Source organism: Phycisphaeraceae bacterium (assembly GCA_015709595.1).
GTDB lineage: Bacteria > Planctomycetota > Phycisphaerae > Phycisphaerales > SM1A02 > CAADGA01.
Genome location: CP054178.1, coordinates 2,025,680 through 2,045,906 on the forward strand (window position 1 = coordinate 2,025,680; position 20,227 = coordinate 2,045,906).

General features: G+C 67.3%; 16 protein-coding genes. 7 read left to right on the forward strand and 9 right to left on the reverse strand.

Features of this window, described 5'->3' with window-relative positions; genetic code table 11:
- Positions 1-68 precede the first annotated feature (68 nt).
- From HRU76_08480 to HRU76_08490, 3 genes are all read left to right on the forward strand, one after another.
- Positions 69-1,178: a pyridoxal-phosphate dependent enzyme gene (locus tag HRU76_08480; protein QOJ17617.1), complete on the forward strand. Its 1,110-nt coding sequence runs from the start codon at positions 69-71 to the stop codon at positions 1,176-1,178.
- Between the two features lie 45 nt (positions 1,179-1,223).
- Positions 1,224-2,999: a DUF885 family protein gene (locus tag HRU76_08485; protein ID QOJ17618.1), complete on the forward strand. Its 1,776-nt coding sequence runs from the start codon at positions 1,224-1,226 to the stop codon at positions 2,997-2,999.
- 75 nt (positions 3,000-3,074) lie between these two features.
- Positions 3,075-3,662, forward strand: coding sequence for a nucleotidyltransferase family protein (locus HRU76_08490; GenBank protein QOJ17619.1), 588 nt, complete (start codon positions 3,075-3,077; stop codon positions 3,660-3,662).
- 104 nt (positions 3,663-3,766) lie between these two features.
- Here the strand turns inward: HRU76_08490 and odhB are convergent, their stop codons facing one another.
- From odhB to priA, 3 genes are all read right to left on the reverse strand, one after another.
- Positions 3,767-5,068 carry a 2-oxoglutarate dehydrogenase complex dihydrolipoyllysine-residue succinyltransferase gene (gene odhB, locus HRU76_08495; GenBank protein QOJ17620.1) on the reverse strand — a complete coding sequence of 434 codons (1,302 nt, stop codon included), beginning with the start codon at positions 5,066-5,068 and terminating at the stop codon, positions 3,767-3,769.
- Positions 5,069-5,116: 48 nt separating this feature from the next.
- Positions 5,117-7,942, reverse strand: a complete 2,826-nt coding sequence (locus HRU76_08500) for a 2-oxoglutarate dehydrogenase E1 component (GenBank protein ID QOJ19143.1) — start codon at positions 7,940-7,942, stop codon at positions 5,117-5,119.
- Positions 7,943-8,140: 198 nt separating this feature from the next.
- Positions 8,141-10,522 carry a primosomal protein N' gene (gene priA, locus HRU76_08505; protein ID QOJ17621.1) on the reverse strand — a complete coding sequence of 794 codons (2,382 nt, stop codon included), beginning with the start codon at positions 10,520-10,522 and terminating at the stop codon, positions 8,141-8,143.
- Positions 10,523-10,592: 70 nt separating this feature from the next.
- Between priA and carA the strand changes: the two genes are divergently transcribed.
- The 4 genes from carA (at position 10,593) to HRU76_08525 (ending at position 16,006) form a co-directional block, all read left to right on the forward strand.
- A complete protein-coding gene (gene carA / locus HRU76_08510) occupies positions 10,593-11,795 on the forward strand; it encodes a glutamine-hydrolyzing carbamoyl-phosphate synthase small subunit (protein QOJ17622.1) in 1,203 nt (400 codons plus the stop codon).
- Positions 11,796-12,151: 356 nt separating this feature from the next.
- Positions 12,152-15,025: a hypothetical protein gene (locus HRU76_08515; protein QOJ17623.1), complete on the forward strand. Its 2,874-nt coding sequence runs from the start codon at positions 12,152-12,154 to the stop codon at positions 15,023-15,025.
- Positions 15,026-15,188: 163 nt separating this feature from the next.
- A complete protein-coding gene (locus tag HRU76_08520; GenBank protein QOJ17624.1) occupies positions 15,189-15,548 on the forward strand; it encodes an STAS domain-containing protein in 360 nt (119 codons plus the stop codon).
- 47 nt (positions 15,549-15,595) lie between these two features.
- The gene (locus HRU76_08525; GenBank protein QOJ17625.1) at positions 15,596-16,006 is read left to right on the forward strand and encodes an ATP-binding protein; all 411 of its coding nucleotides are present in this window, start codon (positions 15,596-15,598) and stop codon (positions 16,004-16,006) included.
- Positions 16,007-16,098: 92 nt separating this feature from the next.
- Here the strand turns inward: HRU76_08525 and HRU76_08530 are convergent, their stop codons facing one another.
- The 6 genes from HRU76_08530 to HRU76_08555 form a co-directional block, all read right to left on the reverse strand.
- Complete coding sequence (locus tag HRU76_08530; GenBank protein ID QOJ17626.1) at positions 16,099-16,398, reverse strand: FHA domain-containing protein; 300 nt, start codon at positions 16,396-16,398, stop codon at positions 16,099-16,101.
- A gap of 143 nt (positions 16,399-16,541) precedes the next feature.
- Positions 16,542-16,973: an FHA domain-containing protein gene (locus tag HRU76_08535; protein QOJ17627.1), complete on the reverse strand. Its 432-nt coding sequence runs from the start codon at positions 16,971-16,973 to the stop codon at positions 16,542-16,544.
- A gap of 19 nt (positions 16,974-16,992) precedes the next feature.
- A complete protein-coding gene (locus HRU76_08540) occupies positions 16,993-17,379 on the reverse strand; it encodes an FHA domain-containing protein (GenBank protein QOJ17628.1) in 387 nt (128 codons plus the stop codon).
- Positions 17,380-17,659: 280 nt separating this feature from the next.
- On the reverse strand, positions 17,660-18,199 hold the full coding sequence (locus HRU76_08545; protein QOJ17629.1) for an MGMT family protein: 540 nt from the start codon (positions 18,197-18,199) through the stop codon (positions 17,660-17,662).
- A gap of 33 nt (positions 18,200-18,232) precedes the next feature.
- Entirely contained in the window at positions 18,233-18,871 is a 639-nt protein-coding gene (locus HRU76_08550) for a hypothetical protein (GenBank protein ID QOJ17630.1), read from the reverse strand.
- 78 nt (positions 18,872-18,949) lie between these two features.
- The gene (locus HRU76_08555) at positions 18,950-20,209 is read right to left on the reverse strand and encodes a serine hydroxymethyltransferase (GenBank protein QOJ19144.1); all 1,260 of its coding nucleotides are present in this window, start codon (positions 20,207-20,209) and stop codon (positions 18,950-18,952) included.
- Positions 20,210-20,227: the final 18 nt, after the last annotated feature.

A 20,227-nucleotide genomic window follows, 5' to 3' on the forward strand; every position in this document is an offset into this window, starting at 1 on the left:
GAAGTGACTTCTGGCTGGCAGCCGGGGAAGATTGGCCACGCGGCGCATGCCGCGCTGGTGGGAGCACCATGACCATCATCGAATCGGGCGTTTCGTTCACCGACATTCTCGCCGCGCGGGATCGCCTCGCGTCATACGCCCATCGCACGCCGGTGATGACCTGCCGCACCGTGGATGAGTTGGCGGGTCGTCGTGTGTTCTTCAAGTGCGAGAACTTCCAGCGCGTGGGAGCATTCAAGTTCCGGGGGGCGTGCAACGCGGTGATGAAACTGCCCCCGGAGATCGCGGCGCGGGGTGTGGTGACGCACTCGTCCGGCAACCACGCCCAGGCGCTGGCGCTGGCGGCGAGGTTGCGTGGAATCGCGGCGCACATCGTCATGCCGCGCACCGCGCCGGCCGTGAAGAAGCGGGCCGTGGCCGGCTATGGCGCAATGATCTACGAGTGCGAACCGACGCTTGCCGCCCGCGAGTCCGCCGCGGCGGAGGTGATCGCCCGCACCGGGGCGACGCTGATTCATCCGTACGACCACCCGGACGTGATCGCCGGGCAGGGGACGTGTGTGCTGGAGTTGATGGAGCAGGCATCGGCGCTTCAAGGCATCGAGGGACCGAGCCATCAAGGCATCAAGAACATGAGCCGCGACCGTGAGGGAGCGTCTTTCCCCTCACCCCCGGCCCCTCTCCCGGGGGGCGAGGGGCGCGGGCTGGACGCCATCATCGCGCCGGTGGGCGGCGGGGGGCTGATGTCGGGCACGTGCCTCGCCGTCCGTGGGTGTCAGTCATCAACCACCACCCGCCAGCCGATCCGCCTCTTCGGCGCCGAGCCCGCCGGGGCGGATGACGCGGCGCGCTCGCTGGCGGCGGGGCGGCTGATCCCCCAGACCGGGCCGAGGACCATCGCCGACGGGCTGCTCACCTCGCTCAGCGAGCGGACGTTCGGCATCATCTCGACGCACCTGGAACGGATCTTCACGGTCACCGACGACGAGATCATCCGCGCCATGCGACTGGTGTGGGAGCGGATGAAGATCATCATCGAGCCGTCCAGCGCGGCGCCGGTGGCGGCGATCCTGTCGGAGGCGTTCCGGTCGCTCGACGGGATCGATTCGATCGGCGTGATCCTGTCGGGGGGGAACGTGGACCTGGATCATCTCCCATGGGCCGTGCCCCGATCGTGATCGCGGCGGCGGCGATTGATGTGATATCCTGCGGGCATGGGCCAGATGACCAAGTTCCGTGGCCGCGGCTGCGCGGTCGTCCCGAGCATCCTGTGGATCGTGCTGGCGTCGGCGCTGATGGCCGCCGTGCCGCCGCAAGCGAAGGGCGATGACCTCGATGCATCCCTCTCGCCGATGCGGGCGCTCGTCGAGCGGTATGCGACAGACCTGAAACTGCTCGAACGCAAGTACCCGGTGCCGATGTCCGGCGAACGTCGTGAACGCCTGGCGGCATACTTCGCATCGTGGCGCGAGCGGCTCGACGCCGTCGAGTTCGAGCGACTCGACCGCGCCGGTCAGGTTGATCACGTGCTGCTGTCGTACGAAGTCGCCCGCGCGGCAAGGGAACTCGAGCATGAGCAGCGACGCCACGAGGAAGTTGCGCCGCTGCTGCCGTTCGCGCCCACGATCGTCGGCCTGGAGGAAGCGCGGCGGCGGATGGATCCGCTCAACCCGAGCGAGGCGGCGACCACGCTCGCGGGACTGACCGAGGCGATCGAAGCGGCGCAGAAGCACTGGACGGAGCGGTCCAAGCACGAAGGTGGGTCGGGAATCAAGCCCACCGCCGCCAACCGGGCGGCCCGCCTGGCGGAATCGCTGCAGCGCACCCTGCGAGAGTGGTACCGGTACTACGACGGCTACGACCCGCTCTTCACCTGGTGGGCCGCCGAGCCGTACGCCGACGCCGAGCGGGCGCTGCAGGGTTACGCGCGGTTCGTGCGCGGCACGCTGGCGGGGGTCGGCGCGGATGACGGGGACGCCATCATCGGCGATCCGATCGGGCGGGAGGCGCTGATCGACGCGCTGCGGTTCGAGATGATCCGCTTCACGCCCGAGCAACTCGTCGAGATCGCGCGGCGCGAGCACGAATGGTGCCTGCGCGAGATGAAGAAGGCCGCGAACGAACTGGGGCACGGCGAGGACTGGCACGCGGCGCTGGAGCACGTCAAAACGCTGCACGTGCAGCCGGGCGAGCAGCCAGAGTTGATCCGCAGGCAGGCGCTGGAGGCCATCGAGTTCGTCGAATCGCGCGACCTGCTCACCGTGCCCGACCTGGCCAAGGAAGGGTGGCGGATGGAGATGATGTCGCCGGAGCGGCAGAAGGTGAGCCCGTATTTCCTGGGGGGCGAGTCGATCATCGTGTCCTACCCGACCAACGCCATGAGCCACAAGGACAAGCTCATGTCGATGCGCGGCAACAACCCGTACTTCTGCCGCGCCGTGGTGCATCATGAACTGATCCCAGGCCACCACCTGCAGGGGTTCATGACCGACCGTTACAGCACGCACCGGCAGCTGTTCCGAACGCCGTTCTGGATCGAGGGCTGGGCGCTCTACTGGGAAATGCTGCTGTGGGATCTGGACTTTGCATCCACGCCCGAGCAGCGCATCGGCATGCTGTTCTGGCGCATGCACCGCTGCGCCCGCATCGTGTTCTCGCTCTCATTCCACCTCGAACAGATGACCGCGCAGCAGTGCATCGACTACCTCATCGAGAACGTGGGCCACGAGCCGATCCACGCCGAGGCGGAAGTGCGGCGGTCGGTGAGCGGTGACTACGGTCCGCTCTACCAGGCGGCGTATATGCTCGGGGGGCTGCAGTTCCGCGCCCTGCACAAGGAACTGGTCGCGTCAGGGAAGATGACGAACCGTCAGTTTCACGACGCCATCCTGCGTCTCGGCCCGATTCCGGTGGAGATGGTGCGGGCGTCGCTCATGCCGGATGTTCCGCTCTCCCGTGAGTTTGAGCCGTCGTGGGGGTTTTATGAGGGGATTGAGTGAAACGATCGCCAGCCCGGAGTACGGAAGCGTTTCCGAAATGCTGGTGTCAACATCCCGCCGCGTAGAATCCTTGGAATGTCCCTCACCTCCTACCGAGCATTCGTGATGGCGGTGGATCGCGTCGAGCGTCGATTGCGGGAAGTGACCGGCGCGCTGGGGCGCGAGGGCATCCCCTACGCCGTGGTGGGCGGCAACGCGGTGGCGGCGTGGGTGAGCCGGGCCGACCCGAGCGCGACGCGGACCACCAAGGACGTCGATCTCCTCGTCAACCGGCGCGATCTGGAACCCATCACGCGGGTAATGAAGACGCTCGGATTCGAGCGCGAGGACCTGCGATCGCTGGTGATGTTCATCGACCCCGAGGAGCCGAGCCGCAGGGCGGGCGTTCACCTCATCTGGGCTGGCGAGTTGGTCCGCCCGAGCTACGCCTGCCCCGCGCCGATGGTGAGCGAATCGGTGACCGATCCGCAGGGGTTCTCGGTGCTCGATCTGCCCGCGCTGGTGCGGATGAAACTGACTTCGCTGCGCGACATCGACCGCGTTCACATCGCCGACCTGGCGCGAGTCGGGTTGATTGACGAGTCGGTCCGTGCGTCGCTGCCGGACGCCCTTCGTGCGCGGCTCGATGAGATCGTCGCAACCATCGACGACGATCAACCCTGACTGTCAATGCTGGCCGGCGGCCACACTGACCGCTTGCGACACCGAAGAGCCCCCACCCCGGCCCTCTCCCGAGGAAAGAAGGAGTATCAGGTCGCGCAGGCGCCTCACACATCAAACATCATCCGCTCGGGGTGCTCGATGCACTCCTTCACGTGGACGAGGAAGCCCACCGACTCCGCGCCATCGACAATGCGGTGGTCGTACGACAGCGCCAGGTACATCATGGGCCTTAGCGCGATCTGGCCGGGGTGGTCGGGGTCTTCCACGGCGCGCTTCTTGATGGCGTGCATGCCCAGGATGGCTGACTGGGGCGGGTTGAGGATGGGCGTGGCCATGAGCGAGCCGAACACGCCGCCGTTGGTGATGGTGAACGTGCCGCCCTGCAGTTCGTCGAGCGTGAGTTTGCCGTCGCGGGCCCGTGCGGCCAGGTCTCGCACCGCCTTCTCGATGTCGGCGAAGGAGAGCAGGTGCGCGTCCCTGATGATGGGCACCGTCAGCCCCTTGTCCGTGCTCACCGCGATCGACAGGTCCACGTAGTTGTGGTGGACGATCGAATCCTCCTCGATGTAGGCGTTGATGCGCGGATACTTCGCCAGCGCCGAGCAGGCCGCCTTGACGAAGAAGGACATCAGGCCCAGCCCCACGCCGTGCTTCTTCTCGAACTGCTCCTTGAAGCGCGAACGAAGCGCCATGACGTTGGTCATGTCGGCTTCGTTGAAGGTGGTGAGCATGGCGGTGGTGTTCTTGGCGTACACCAGCCGCTCGGCGATGCGCTGCCGCAGCTTGGACATCTTCTCGCGGGTGTCGGCGCGGTTCTCCGAGCCGTGTGCGACGGGACGTGTCTCCGACCCGTGCGCGGCGGCGGGCTTCACCTTCGGCTCGGCGATGGCCGCGACCGGCGTCGTCTTGGCGTTGAGAACATCGTCCTTGGTCACACGACCGCCCGGGCCGGTGCCGCGCACGCCGCCCAGGTCGATCCCGCGCTCCTCGGCGATTTTGCGCGCCACGGACGTGGCCCGCACGCCCGCATCCGGCTCGCCGTTGGCGACGGCAACGGCGCTGGACGACGCGCTCGGCGTGGATGAGCCGGCGGCGACAACGGCCGTCGCGGCCGCGCCCCCCACGGCCCCCACGCCACCCACACTCGCCGCGCCTGCCCTGGGCTTCGCCGCCGCCGTGTCGATCGAGGCGACCACGGCGCCGATGGGCAGTTCCGACCCCGGCGCCGCGATGACGGTGATGACGCCGGCGTCGGCGGAGGGAACGTCAGTCGTGATCTTGTCCGACTCGATCTCGTAGAGCGGTTCGTCCTTCTCCACGTAGTCACCCGTGGACTTGTGCCACTTGGTGAGCACCACTTCGGTGATCGACTCGCCGAGGGACGGAATCGTGACATCGACGGGCATGAGCGGGGAGTCCTTTCTGTCGCCGGATCACCGGGTCCGTTGCTTCGTTCATCGCGCCGCGGAGATCGCGTGCGGCTCCGACGCGCCGGCGCCGGTCTTGGCGGCGATCACCGGTTCGGTGGGGGCAAGCGCACGGGCCAGGATGTCGGCCTGCTCCTCGGCGTGCATCTTGCTGGAACCCACCGCGGGCGAGGGGCTGGCGTCGCGCCCCACGTAGCCGACCGACACGTTCAGTTCCTCCCGCAGGGCGGCCTCGACGAAGCGATACGCGCCGCCGTTCTTCGTCTCCTCCTGCACCCACAGCACCTCGCGGGCGTTGCGGTAGCGCGCCAGGATGTCGCGGAGAACCTGGGTGGGGAAGGGGTAGACCTGCTCCAGCCGCACCAGCGCCACGTCCGCGCGTCCGGCGGTCTCCCGCTCGGATTTGAGTTCGTAGTAGATCTTGCCGGAGCAGAGGATCAGTCGCGTCACGTCCGCGGGACGGCTGATCGACGGGTCATCCAGCACCTCGTGGAAGCGCCCGGAGACCAGTTCCCGCACGGGGCTGACGGCCTCCTTGTGGCGGAGCATGCTCTTGGGCGTCATCACGATGAGCGGCTTGCGGAAGGGCCGCTTGAGCTGTCGTCGCAGCAGGTGGAAGATCTGCGCCGGCGTGGTGGGCTGCGCCACCTGCATGTTGTTGTCGGCGCAGAGCTGCAGGAAGCGCTCCAGCCGCGCGGAGGAGTGCTCCGGCCCCTGTCCTTCGCACCCGTGGGGCAGCAGCAGCACCAGCCCGGAGTGACGCTGCCACTTGAACTCGGCGGAGGCGATGAACTGGTCGATCATCACCTGCGCCCCGTTGGCGAAGTCGCCGAACTGCGCTTCCCAGATGATGAGCATCTTGGGGTCGGCCAGCGAGTAGCCATACTCGTACCCCACGCACGACTGCTCGGAAAGCGGGCTGTTGTGGATGCAGAACTTCGCCTGGTTGGGCGCGATGGCGTTGAGCGGCGTGTGCTGACGACCGGTGCGCGTGTCGGTGAGCACCGCGTGTCGGTGGGAGAAGGTGCCGCGCTCCACGTCCTGCCCAGTCAGGCGCACGGCGTGGCCCTCGAGCAGCAGCGTGCCGTAGGCGAGCAGTTCGCCCATGGCCCAGTCGAGGGGCGCGTCCTCCCCCACCGCGGCGCCGCGCTGCTGAAGGAGTTTCGCCAGTTTGCGGTGGGGGTTGAATCCCTCCGGCACAGCCCCCAGAGCGGCGCCGACCTGCCTGAGGGACTCCAGCGGCGCGGCGGTCGGGGCCGGTTCGTGCGAATAGGCGTTGGTCAGCCCAGACCAGATGCCGGAGAAGGGGTCAACGGCGGGATCGACCGGCTTCTCCTTCGTGCGCGTCTGGGCCACGTCCATCTCGGCGCGCATTTCCTCGCGCAGGGCGTCGCTCTCGGCGCGGGACATGACGCCTTCCTTCGCCAGCCGCTCGGCATAGACCTCGGCCACGGGGATCTTCTTCTCGATGCGCTCGTACATGAGCGGCTGCGTGAAGGCGGGCTCGTCCGCTTCGTTGTGCCCGTACTTGCGGTAGCACCACAGGTCGATGACCACGTCATTGTGGAAGGTCTGGCGGTACTCGAGGGCCAGCCGGGCCACGAAGGCGCAGGCCTCCGGATCGTCGCCGTTGACATGGAAGATGGGCGCCTCGACCATCTTGGCGACGTCGGTGCAATAGCGACCGCTGCGGCCGTCCTCGGGGTCGGTGGTGAAGCCCAGCTGGTTGTTGATGACGATGTGGATGGTGCCGCCCACGGTGTAGCCGCGCAGCGACATCATGTTGAAGCACTCGGCCACGATGCCCTGCCCGGCGAAAGCGGCGTCGCCGTGCATCAGGATCGGCACCACCTTATCACGCTGGGCTTCATTCCTGCGAAGCCGTTGCTTGGCGCGGCATCGGCCCAGCACCACGGGGTTGACGAACTCCAGGTGCGAGGGATTGCTGGCCATCGTCAGGTGGACCGAGTGTCCGGTGGAGGTGACGCGGTCGCAGGAATACCCCCGGTGGTACTTCACGTCGCCGCCGCCCTCGACGTAGTCCTCCACCCACGTTTCCTCGAAATCGGTGAAGAGCTGGTCGTAGGAGCGATTGAAGATGTTGACGAGCACGCTGGCGCGGCCGCGGTGGGCCATGCCCAGGGTGTATTCCTCGACGCCGTTGAGCGGGCCGAGTTCGACGATCTCATCCAGCATGGGGATGAGCGACTCGCCGCCCGACAGCGAAAACCACTTCTTACCCTTGTAGCGGGTATCCAGGAAGACCTCCAGCGCCGTGGCCTTGAGCAGCGACCGCAGGAAGCGGACCTTGTGCTCCTTCTCCACCGCCGGTCGGTTGCGGACGGTCTCCATGCGCTTCTGCAGCCAGCGGCGCTGCTCGCGGTCCTGGATGTGCATGTACTCCACGCCGATGACGCGGCAGTACGTGTCCTCCAGCACCCGGATGATGTCCTTGAGCCGGGAGGGGTTGTCGATGGGCAGGTGGCCGGGGTCGAAATATTCCTCCAGGTCGGCGTCGGTCAGCCCGAAGGACTCGAGCGTGAGCTGCTCGGGGAAGGGGCGCTCCACGCCCAGCGGATCAAGCTGGGCGGCCAGGTGCCCGATGTCGCGGTAGTGGTAGATGAGCGAATCAACGCGACCCTGCTTGGTGTGGGCCACGTCGATCGACGACCCCGTCAGCCGCCCGCCGCCAATACCGGCGGCATCGGGCGCCGGACGCTCGCCGGCGGCGCGCACGCCGAGGTCGAATCCCTGGAAGAACTGCCTCCAGGGCTCATCGACGCTCCCCGGATCGGCTGTCCAGCGTTGATACTGGGTCTCAATGAACTCGGCGTTCCATCCGTTGACGGACATGTCGGGCCGCTCGATGGGCATGATGAACTCCGCGCCACGCGGGGCGCTGCTTCCTGATGAGCGATTCTAGTCGATTCCTGAAAAAAGACGACGCTGGGGAGAACCTGTCGGTGGCGTGCCGGGATGAGGAACACAGGCGGGACGCCCGTGCCACTGGACGCCTCCGCCATTGGACGCCTGGACCGCTGATCCCTTGGGTCACAGCAGCGCCACGGGGTCCACATCCACTGCGGTGCGGGCGTCCGCCACCAGCAGCCCGGCGTTGCGGGCGTCGGTCAGCAGGCGTTGCAGCGTGCCGGGCGATGAGGCCAGCACCTCCACCTGCTGCCGGTGGAAGCCGGCGATCCGCGAAATCGGGCAGGGGGATGGGCCGCGCACCCGAACCCCTTCCGGAGCGCGGCTGCGCAGATGAACCGCCAGGGCGTTGGCGGAGGCGACCGCCTCCGCCAGGTCTTCATCCCGCACCACAATGCGGGCCAGTCGAGTCGTCGGCGGCAGCCCATTTCGCTCGCGGATGGCCAGTTCCGCCTTGGCGAAGCCCTCGTAGTCGTGCCTGGCTGCCAGCCGGATGGGGAGCGCGTCCGGCTGGAAACTCTGCACCACCACGCGTCCCGGCTCGCTCCCTCGACCGGCCCGTCCCGCCACCTGGCTGACAAGTTGAAACGTCCGCTCGGACGCCCGGAAGTCGGGCAGGTTGATCGAGGTGTCGGCGTTGATGACCCCCACCAGGCGCACGCCCGGAAAATCCAGCCCCTTGGCGATCATCTGGGTGCCGACCAGCACCGTGATCTCGCGCCGGGCGAAGCGTCCCAGCACGTCGTGGAACGATGATGCGCCGTGCATGGTGTCCGAGTCCACGCGCACGATGTCCCGCCCGACCGTCAGCGAGGGCAGCATCGAGCCCAGCTCCTCCTCCACGCGCTGCGTGCCCAGTCCGAAGTTGACGATCTTCCTGCCGCACTGCGGGCAGTCGCGCGGCAGGCGCTGCTCGCTCTGGCAGTGATGGCAGCGCAGGTAGCCGCCCGCGGGAATGCTCAGGTCGCGGTGCATCACCATCGGGGCGTCGCACTGGTCGCATTCCATGATCCACCCGCAGCCGTGATCCGGGCAGGCCACGTAGTTGGCGAAGCCGCGCCGGTTGAGCAGGATGATCGCCTGAAAACCCTCATCGACGGTGCGGCGGAGCTCCTGCTCCAGCAGCGGTCCGATCAGGTGAACGTGCCGGGAATCACGACGCATCCGCATCTGGGCGCGGAAGTCCACGATCTTCACCGAGGGCATCATCGTGCCCGGCACGCGCGTGGGAAGCCGGTGCAATGTGAAGGCGCCGCGCACGGTGGCGTTGTGCCATGATTCCAGCGACGGCGTCGCGCTGCCCAGCACCACGGGACAGCCCGCGATCTGACCCCGCCGGATCGCCACGTCCCGGCCGTGGTACCGCGGGAGTTGGTCCTGCTTGTATGAACTGTCGTGCTCCTCATCGACGATGATGAGCCCCAGCCGTGCATCAGGAATCGGCGCGAAGACCGCCGACCGCGCCCCCAGCACGATCTGGGCGTGGCCTTCGGCGACCAGGTTCCACTGCTGGTTTCGCTGCGCGGCGGTCAGGCCCGAGTGCAGCACGGCGACGCGGTGGTGCAGGAACCGGCCGATCAGCCGCCCGCCCGTCTGGGGCGTGAGCGCAATCTCCGGCACCAGCATCAGCGCCGTCTTGCCCGACGCAACGGCTTGCTCGATGAGACGAATGTAGACCTCGGTCTTGCCCGAGCCGGTGACCCCCTGGATGAGATGCGTGGAGAAGCCGCGCGGCAACACGGCGCCGATCGAGTCGATGACCCGCTGCTGGTCGGGGGTGAGTGCGTCAGGAACGAACCGATCCACCGCCGCGTCAGCCCAGCCGGCCTCGATCGCCGTGCGCGTCGTGCGGGTGAGCAGTCCCCTGTCGATCAGGGCGCGAATGGGCGCGATGGACTTGAGCCCCGCGCGATCGGCCAGCGCGTGCATTTCGATGGGTCGCTCCCAGGCCGGCAGAGTCGCCATCGCCTCGATCACGCGACGCTGATGCTTCGAGAGCCGGGGCGATCGCGCCGGCTCGTCCGATGGGCGCCCCGCATCGGCGCTCGATGACGGCGAGGGCAGATCGACAAAGTGCCTCGTGACCCGCCCCACGTCTTTCTTCACCGCCCCAGGCAGCATGGTGGCGAAGACCATGCCCAGCGGCGTGCAGTAGTAGGCGCTGAGCCAGCGGGCGAGGTCGCTCAGTTCCGACGGGAGTCGATGGCTCCCCGGGGCGCGCGACAGGATCGACTTGTATCGCGTCGGCGCGGCGGATTCGCCGTTTCCCAGGCGATCGGGGTCCGATTCGATCCCGGTCACGTAACCGACCGTGGGTTTGTCGCCCCGACCGAGTGGAACCATCACCCGCTCACCCGGCGACAGGTCGGCCAGATCGGGCGGGATGGCGTAGGTCAACCCGTTGGGATAGCGGTCGATGCCTCGCTCGACGACCACCTGGGCGAAACCCGCCGGCGGCAGGTCCGCCGCGCTGGTGAACAAGGATGGAGCAGCATCACGCGGCACGGGAGCACTGTATCGTCCTGCGTCGTTTTCGATTCCTTTGCGTGCCGCCCCCGGCTACCATCAACCTTTGATGAACAAGCCCACGACCGATCGGCCCGCCGCCCGCCTTGCACTCGAGGACGGTACGGTGTTTCACGGCGCCGCGTTCGGCGCCTGCCAGTCTCCCCACAGCCAGACGGGCGAGGTTGTCTTCAACACCGCCATGTGCGGCTACCAGGAAGCCCTGACCGACCCCAGTTATTCAGGGCAGATTCTCACCATGACCGCCACGCAGGTGGGCAACTACGGCATCTCGCGGGAGGATGTCGAGAGCGGCAAACCCCAGGTTGCCGGGTTCGTGATCCGGGAGCTCAGCCGGGTTCCCTCGAACTATCGGTCGTACACCGACCTCTCATCCTGGCTGGCGGAGCATGGCGTGATCGGCATCGAGGGGATCGATACGCGCGCCCTCGTGCGCCGGCTCCGCACCAGGGGAGCCATGCGAGGCGTGATCTCCTGCGACCCGACCAGGACCGACGCCGACCTGGTGGCGATGGCCAACGCCGCCCCCGTGATGAGCGGGCAGAACCTTGCTTGCGTGGTCAGCCCCAGGGGCCGGGGCGAATGGGGCGAGGGGCTCGGGGAATGGACTGGCCGCGTCGCCACGGATGCTCCCCCGGGAGCGTTTCACGTGGTGTCGCTCGACTGCGGGGCCAAGCGAAACATCTATCGCCACCTGGCGGAGCGGGGCTGCCGCATCACGATTCTCCCATTTGACACCCCGCCAGCCCAGATTCGGGCACTGAAGCCCGACGGGTTGTTCATCTCGAACGGTCCCGGCGATCCCGAGGCGGTGGAGGCGACCGTCGCCACGCTGCGGGAGATCGCCGGCGAGGTGCCGACCTTCGGTATCTGCCTGGGGCATCAGTTGTTAGCGCTGTCGATGGGGGCGCGGACCTACAAGCTCAAGTTCGGCCACCGCGGGGCCAACCAGCCGATCCGAAACCTGATGACGGGTCGGGTGGAGATCACCAGTCAGAACCACGGGTTCTGCGTCGATCCTGATTCGCTCCCGCCTGAGACGTGCGAGGTAACCCACTTGCACCTGAACGACGGCACGGTGGCGGGCTTCCGACACCGGACCAGGCCGATTTTCAGCGTGCAGTACCACCCGGAGGCCTCTCCCGGCCCGCATGATTCCGCGTATCTGTTCGACTGCTTCATCGAGATGATGCGGACGGGGCGCCCGTTGGATGCGCACACCGTGGATCGTCTTCAGGCCCAGCCGGTCTGACGCCAGCCGGGTCGCCGCCGTCGTCCCCCGTTTGACACGGAATCCGTCCGTAACGGTCCCGGTCTTGGCCGGGGTGGTGTTCCGCGCAATCTGTGCGGCGGGGAGAACGGAGAGGCCGATCTTCAGCCGGGTGACCTTGCGTGGCAGGGACAGAAAGCGTCAGGAATCGGAATCTTGGGGTCGCCGACCCCCTTGCGTTCGTTTTCAGGCGGCTGTAGTCTGTGGTCTTGTCCCGTGAAGGGTGGGTGAAGTTTCGGCAGGCGTCGCACCGTGGCGAGCCGCCGGAAGCACCCCACGTGTGTTCATCGTGCGATGCGACCAACGCCCCGGTCATCGCGAAACTTGGAGAGGTACGCATGAATCTGCTGGAGAATCGCCACCGCCTTCCCGCGTTCATCGTCGGCCTCGGCATGGTGACGGTCGCCACCCCTGCGTGGGCGGCGCCGGCGACCGTCATGCCGGGCTTCGAGCCCACGGCGTTCGCCCAGGACGAGCCCATGACCGACGAGCAGCGTGGACAGGCCGCCCTGGCGCGTGCTCGTGAGCACATGCAGGCCGGTCGTTGGAGCCAGGCGGCGGATGAATACCGTGCCGCGCTCACCTACCTGCCCGGCAACGAGGAGGCCGTGACAGGGCTCAACACCGCGCTGTCCCGCATGGACCAGGGCGGCACCACGCAGGATGTGGAGCGTGACATCCTCACGCAGAAGGCGGCCACCATCGCCGAGTTCGACGGCGCGATGGCCAACGCCCGTCAGCTCCTGGCCGGCAACCAGTTCACCCAGGCCAAGAACACGGTGCTGGCGGCGCAGGTGCGCCTCAACCAGAATCGCGCCCTGCTGACGCCCGGCGAACACGCCGAGCGCATGGAGGCGGCCCGCGCCCTGGTCGCCCAGATCGACAGCGCCGAGGCCACCTATCGCCAGGCGGAGCAGGCCCGGATCGCGTCCGACCTGGAGCGTCAGCGCCAGGAGGCCGCCGAGGCCGATCGTCGTCGTCGCCAGGAGCAGATCTACCAGAACCTGACCCGCGTGCGCGAGCTCCAGCTGGCTCGCAAGTACGATGAAGCGCTGCAGGTCATCGACCAGGTGCTTTTCCTCGAGGAAGACAACCCCGTCGCCTTGGCGCTGAAGGACGCCATCCAGACCGCCGCCCTCTGGCAGGACTTCCTGGCTGGCGAGCGCGAGCGTGAGTTCAACATCTCCTACCAGTTCCAGGAGAACCGGCTGGCGGTCGTTCCGCCCCGTCCGAACTTCGGCCCGGGCAAGAAGTCCACGACCGGCATCATGGTCTACCCCGAGGATTGGCCCTCGCTCTCCATCCGTCGCACCACCGACGCGGGCTTTGTTGACAACGAGCCCAACCGGCGCGTGGCGGCGGCCTTCGAGCAGGTGCTTCCGGTCGTCGAGTTCCAGGGCCAGACCTTCGCCCAGGTGCTTGACTACCTGCGCAACGTGACGCAGTCCAACATTCACCCCGACTGGAAGTCGCTGGACTTCATCGGCGTGTCGCCGAACGACCGCGTGAACCTGGCCGCCCTGCGCAACGTGACGGCGCAGACCGTGCTGACGCGCGTGCTGGATCAACTGGGCGATGACATTCAGCGCCCCCGTTACGCCGTGCGCGACGGGATGCTGGTCATCTCCAGCGAAGACCAGCTCCGCAAGCACGTGGTGACGCTGACCTATGACATCCGCGACCTGCTGTTCGAGGTGCCCTACTTCGACAACGCGCCGGTCATGGATCTGGACGCGGTTCTGAACGGCGGGGCCGCGACCCGCGCCGCCAACGCCACACGCAGCAGCGCCATGGCCAAGGCCGGGCTGGGCACGGGCGTGAGCGGCTCGTCCGAGGCGTTCGGGTCCGAGTCCTCGCGCAACGGCAACGTCTTCCGCGAGGGCGGCAAGGACCCCGAGCGGCGCACCCGCAAGGAGATCGTCGACGGCATCATCTCCACCATTCAGCAGCACATCGACGCCGACTCGTGGAAGGACTTCGGCGGCGACACCGGCGTGCTCCATGAGCTGGGCGGCAACCTGGTCATCACCCAGACCCCGCGAAACCACCAGCAGATCGAAGGCCTCCTCAGCCAGCTGCGCGAGATCCGTTCGCTGCAGATCAACATCGAGTCGCGGTTCCTCACGGTGGACATGAACTGGTTCGAGAAGATCGGGTTCGACTTGGACCTGTACTTCAACACCAACAAGACCATGTTCAACCAGGCCCGTGCGGTCGATCCGCTCTTCCAGCCCGGCGACTTCTTCGATAATCGCGGCCGGCTGAAGGATCCGCTGGTCTTCGATTCCTTCACTCGGACCAATCAGTTCGCGAACCAGGTGGCGCACGGGGCTCAGTTCGGCATTCCCGACCCCACCAACCCCTCCAACATCATCTACGTGACCGGCCCGGTCGGTCCGCCCATCCGCAACACCAAGGGGTGGTCGCCCTTCGGCATCACGCAGGATTCACTGAACCTCGTTGACCTGCTGGGCGGCTTCGGCGCTGACTCCTTCGCGGGCACCGTGCTCACGGGCAACCCTGCGGTGTCGATGGGCATCCAGTTCCTGGACGACATCCAGGTGGACCTGCTCATCGAGGCCACCCAGGCCGACAAGCGCTCCGTGGTGCTCACCGCGCCGCGCCTTTCGCTGTTCAACGGCCAGCGCGCCTGGGTGCTGGTCGGCACGCAGCAGGCCATCGTGACCTCGCTGGTTCCCGTGGTGGGCGACAACTCCGGCGCCTTCTTCCCCATCACCAACACGCTCACCGACGGCGTGGTGCTGGACGTTGAGGCCGTGGTGTCCGCCGATCGTCGTTATGTCACGCTGACCGTCATCACCGGTCTGCGCAGCATCATCTCCATCGACACCCTGGAGTTCTCCGGCGCCGCGGGCGGCGGCGGGCAGATCGGCGGCGGGCAGGCCAACACCTTCACCGGGTCGATCTCGCTGCCCACCGTGGAAGTGGCCCTCATCAACACCACGACCACCGTGCCGGACAAGGGCACCATGCTGATCGGCGGCCAGCGCCTGGTGCGCGAGGTCGAGGTGGAGACGGGCGTGCCGATTCTCTCCAAGATTCCGTTCATCAACCGCTTCTTCACCAACCGCGTCACGTCCAAGGATGAGAGCACGCTGCTGATTCTCATCCGTCCCGAGATCATCATCCAGCAGGAGAACGAGGATCTGCTCTTCCCCGGTCTGGCTGACAACCTGGGCGGCGCCTACTGATTCAGTCAGGGTTCGTTGAACGATGCCCACAGGGGGCGGTCGAAAGACCGCCCCTTTTCTTTCTCAGCGTCTGCTTTCAGGGCTACCATGTTGCCCGGATCGCGGGCGGAAGGTACGCTTGCGCACACGGACCACCAGCAGTTCACAACGGAGTGCCCCGCCCATGCAATCGTCCGGTTCACGGCTTCACGTCACCGAGCAGAACGGCGTGACGAAGTTCGAGTTTCTGGACCGCAATATCCTGGACGAGGCGAACATCCAGCAGATTGGCGAGGACATCTGCCAGGTGATTGATGCGCAGCCGCGGCCCAGGATTCTGATCTCCTTCAAGAACGTGGATCACCTGTCCTCCGCGGCCCTGGGCACGCTGATCACGATCAACAACAAGGTGCGCGCCAAGGACGGGCAGCTGCGCCTGGCGGAGATCGATCCTCAGATCTATGAAATCTTCGTCATCACCCGTCTGAACAAGATGTTTCACATCCACGAGACGTCACCCGAGGCGATGGCCAGCTTCGCGTGATCCGCGCGCCTCGCGACCCCTCCGACATGCATTCGAGCACGCGTCTCATGTCGCCCGATGCCGCGCGCCTGGTGCTGCCCTCAAGGCGCGACGACGTCGAGGCGGCCCTGCAGCGCATCATGCGCGACGTGGAGTGCTGCGGCATGGGCCGCGCCGAGTGCTTCGCCGTGCGTCTGGCGCTGGAGGAGGCCCTCTCCAACGCCCTGCGCCACGGGAACCAGAACGACCCAGCCAAGCACATCACGCTGGCGTATCGCGTCACCCCGGACTCCGTCGAGGTCGAGGTGGAGGACGAGGGCTCCGGGTTCGTGCCCGATGCCGTGCCGGACCCGACCCTGGATGAGAACATCGTGATTCCGTCCGGGCGCGGCCTGATGCTCATGCGCGCCTACATGTCGGAAGTGTGCTACAACGACCGCGGCAACCGCGTGTACCTGCGATACAACCGCTCCGGCTGAGCAGCGCGCGTCAGGATCGGGAAATCCCTGAGGCGCACGTCATGCACGGGCGGCGCGCCATGTCACTCGAACCGTCGCTGGAATCGAGCCGGTCAGAGTCCCGCGTCGAAGAACTTCAGCACCGCCGGGCCGACTTCGATCTCCACCCCGTCCTCCACGCGGACTTTTTCGACACGGCTGCCGTTGACCTTCATGCCGGCCTTGGAGCCGAGGTCGCGGACGATCAGGTCATCGCCCTCGGCCTCGATCGAGCAGTGCTCGCGCGAGACGGACTGGGCGTTGATGCGGATGTCGCACGACTCGTCGCGGCCGACGATCACTTCCTGCTTATCGCCGAGGGCGAACTGCCGAAGCACTTCCCCCTTGCGAGAGCAGACATGAAGCTCGTACATTCCTTGTTCTCCGTGATGAGCGAACGGAGCGTCAAGCGTGGATCGAGGCGCTCCCGGGAACCCCGGCGTCACCCCATTGTGCCACACGAATCCCGTTCTGACAAGGACTTAGAGCACACTTCGGAGAAACCCCCAACTCATCCTCACGATTCTTCATCGGTCATGGGCAGAAAGTCGTCCGGCTCACTGAGAAACGCGGAGGTCCGGGCTGACGGGTCGCCATCCGCGTCGTTCTCGATCGTCGCCTCCTCGATGAAAGGCGGGAACTCAGCAACATCAATGTTATCGGACTCAATCCGCAGCCGTACGCCGCCCACACGAGCCGTTCGGCCCGGCTTCAGTCGCTTCCACCGCACCCGCTCACCATCCACCACGGTTCCGGTTCGCGAGCCGGCGTCCGCGATGCACCAATCCTCACCCTCGCGGTAGAGCACGCCGTGCAGGCGAGACACCGCGGGGTCATCAATCACCAGGTCGCGCTCGAATCCCCGGCCGAAGGTGAGTTTTCGTCGCCCGAACAACTCGATGCGAGCCAATGTTCGATCCGATTCGTCGGTCATGACGAGGATGGGCATGGCCGTGCTCCACACCGGGCTATGCAACCGCCCGGAACGACTCGCCGACCCATGTGGCGGCGGCGTCCGACCACGGGGCGTCCGACGCCGTCGCCGCGCCGATGAGCCACGCGTACACCCGTCCGATGCGGATGGGACGATCTTCCTGCATCACCGCCCGATCCACGGGCCGCTCATCGTCATACATGCCGCGAGCCGCGCTGAGGTTGATGAGCATCCAGCGGTCGCCCTCACGCACCAGCACGGCGTGGTGGCGGCTGGCGTCCGCTCCGCGCAGGCGGATATCGCACCGATCGGAGCGTCCCAGCGTGAGCACATCCCGCCCCGCGAGATTGACCCGCAGAAGCGCCTCGCCTTCGAATGTTGAAATCACCAGTTCCGGCATGGCGGACCCCGGATGATGCATCGAACCGATTGGCCGTCCGGTTGAGCCGGGAAGCGCGGGGCCGCTCGAAATCCGATCGCCCGTCACGATTCCCCGGATCACGCATGGAAAAAGGGGCGGCGGCCGACCCGGAAGGATCGACCCCGCCCCACCGGAGGGCGCGCGGTGGACTCGACCGCGCGGAAGAGAGCACTTCCCCGCTATGCACGTCGTCGTGAGCGGGCGGTTTCCCCACCCTCACCAATGCCGGTGCGCAACGGACCTTGCGCCGCGAGCCGTACTCAATGGCGAGATTGATCCGTCACGGGAAGAGCGGGTCGATCGGCGCCGCCTCCAGGCGCAGCAGGGCGGCCTTGAGCGCGAGCGCGGCGCCGCCGTCGTCGGACGACCCCGCGAAGCCGTGCAGACGACCGTCCGCCGCGACGACGCGGTGGCAGGGAATGATGACCGGCAGCGGGTTGCGCCGCATCGCCTGACCCGCCACGCGGGCGCCGCCCGGGCCGAGTCCGGCCTCGGACGCCAGCCGCGCGTACGACCACGTCCGCCCGCGCGGGATGCGGCGGCAGGCCTCCCAGCAGGCGCGGTAGGCGGGCGGCCCGTCGGGCGTGGGCACATCGTCGAAGCGGACCGACTCGTCGCCGGCCAGCGCGCGGCGCAGACGATCCGCCACGTCGAGCAGCGCCGCATCGGCGCCGGTCGGCATGCCGCGGCCGGCCGCGTTTTCGTCGTCACCCGGCAGCAGCCAGCGGGTGCGAAGCGAGCCGTCCGGCGCGGGACGAACCTCGAGCCGGCCGATGCTCGCCTCGACGATCATGGCGTCCGATGCGGTCTGCTGCGTCATCACGGTGCCGCGCGCCTTTCGCGGATGCCCGCCTCAGCGATCCTCCGCCGGCACGAGCGCGGGGGCGCCGGCCTTCACCTGGGCGCGGCGTGACAGCGTCACCCCATGCATGATGTACAGCACCACCACCACCGCCCCGATGGCCAGCACGAGCGTGAGCGTGAGGCGGCGATTCGACTCGCTGAAGGCCCTGAAACTCTGCGGCGCGGGCTTGTCGAACACCACGCGGTCGGCGGCGGCGTCCTGCTCCTCGAAGTCGTTCTCCACGCGCACGGTGTAGGTGCCGTCGGCGGGAATCCGCACGTCCCACAGGGGCCTGCCATACACGCGCGTGGTCGGAAAGAGCGTGCGCGGGCCGTAGTTCTCCGGATCGTCCTGACCCACCGATCGGTGATGAGCTCGCACCCGCTCGCCGTTGGCGTCGAGCACGAACAGATGCACGTGCCGACCGTCGGGCGGCAGCGTGTCCAGCGGCGACTCATAGAACACCACGTGGTCGCCCGCCGCGAGATCAACCGTGTACGGCTGCCCCAGCGGCACCTTGACGCCCGCCCGCATCCAGCCGTCGAGCCGCAGGTTGGAGAAGATCAGCACGCCCGCGCCGCCCACCATCAGCACCAGCAGGGCCAGCACGGAGAAGATCGTGATCGGGCGGCGTGCGGCGGTCGGCATGGGGCGGCTCCTCACGAGGTCAGGCGATCCGCAGTATAACGTGCCGCGCGGGACGGCTCATTTCAGGGCCGGCTGTCCTCAGTGAAACAGCGGAAACCGCGCGCCCAGCGCCCGCACGTCCTGCCGCACGCGGGCGCACTGGGCCGGGTCGCCGTTCGATCCCATCACGCGGTCCAGCAGCGCCGCCACCTCGCGCATCTCGGCTTCCTTGAAGCCCCGCGTGGTCAGCGCGGGGGTGCCCAGCCGCAGGCCGCTGGTCACCATGGGCGGGCGCGGGTCGTTGGGAATGCCGTTCTTGTTGACGATGATCCCCGCGGATTCCAGCCACTTCTCCGCGTCCGCCCCCGTCAGGTTGGCGTCGCGCTGACGCAGATCGACGAGCATCAGGTGGTTGTCCGTGCCGCCCGAGCAGAGCCGGTAGCCGAGCTTCACGAGAGCGTCCGCCAGCGCCCTGGCGTTCTTCACGATCTGGCGGCAGTAGGTCTTGAACTCGGGCTTGAGCGCCTCGCCGAAGGCCACGGCCTTGGCGGCGATGATGTGCATCAGCGGTCCGCCCTGGCTGCCGGGGAAGACCTTGCGGTCGATCTTCTTCGCCCACTCCTCATCATCGGTGAGAATCAGCCCGCCGCGCGGCCCGCGCAGGGTCTTGTGCGTGGTCGTCGTCACGATGTGCGCGTGGGGGAAGGGCGAGGGATGCTCGCCCGCCGCCACCAGCCCCGCGATGTGCGCGATGTCGGCCATCAGCACCGCGCCCACTTCATCCGCGATCGCCCGAAAGCGCGCGAAGTCGATCACCCGCGGGTACGCCGAGTAGCCGCAGATGATCATCCTGGGCTTGTGCTGGCGCGCCAGCGCGGCGATGGCGTCGTAGTCGAGCGTCTCGGTGGCCGGGTCGAGGTCGTAATCGACGATGGTGTAGAACGTGCCGGAGAAGTTGGGCTTCAGCCCGTGCGACAGGTGCCCGCCGGACTTGATGGGCAGCGAGAGAATGACATCGCCGGGGTTGCACGCCGCCATGAACGCGGCGATGTTGGCGTTGGCCCCGCAGTGCGGCTGCACGTTGGCGAACCTGCAGCCGAAGAGTTTCTTGGCCCGCTCCCGCGCGAGATCCTCCACGCGGTCGTGATGCACGCACCCGCCGTAGTACCGCTTGCCGGGGTAGCCCTCGGCGTACTTGTTGGTCATCCACGTGCCCATGGCGTGCATGACGGCGGTGGAGACGTGGTTCTCACTGGCGATCAGTTCAAGTGTCGTGGCCTGCCGCTCGGCTTCGTCGGCGATGATGCCCGCCGTCTCCGGGTCCTGGGCGCGGAGCAGGTCGAGCAGGGATTCGGACATGGGGTCGAGCCGCGTGTG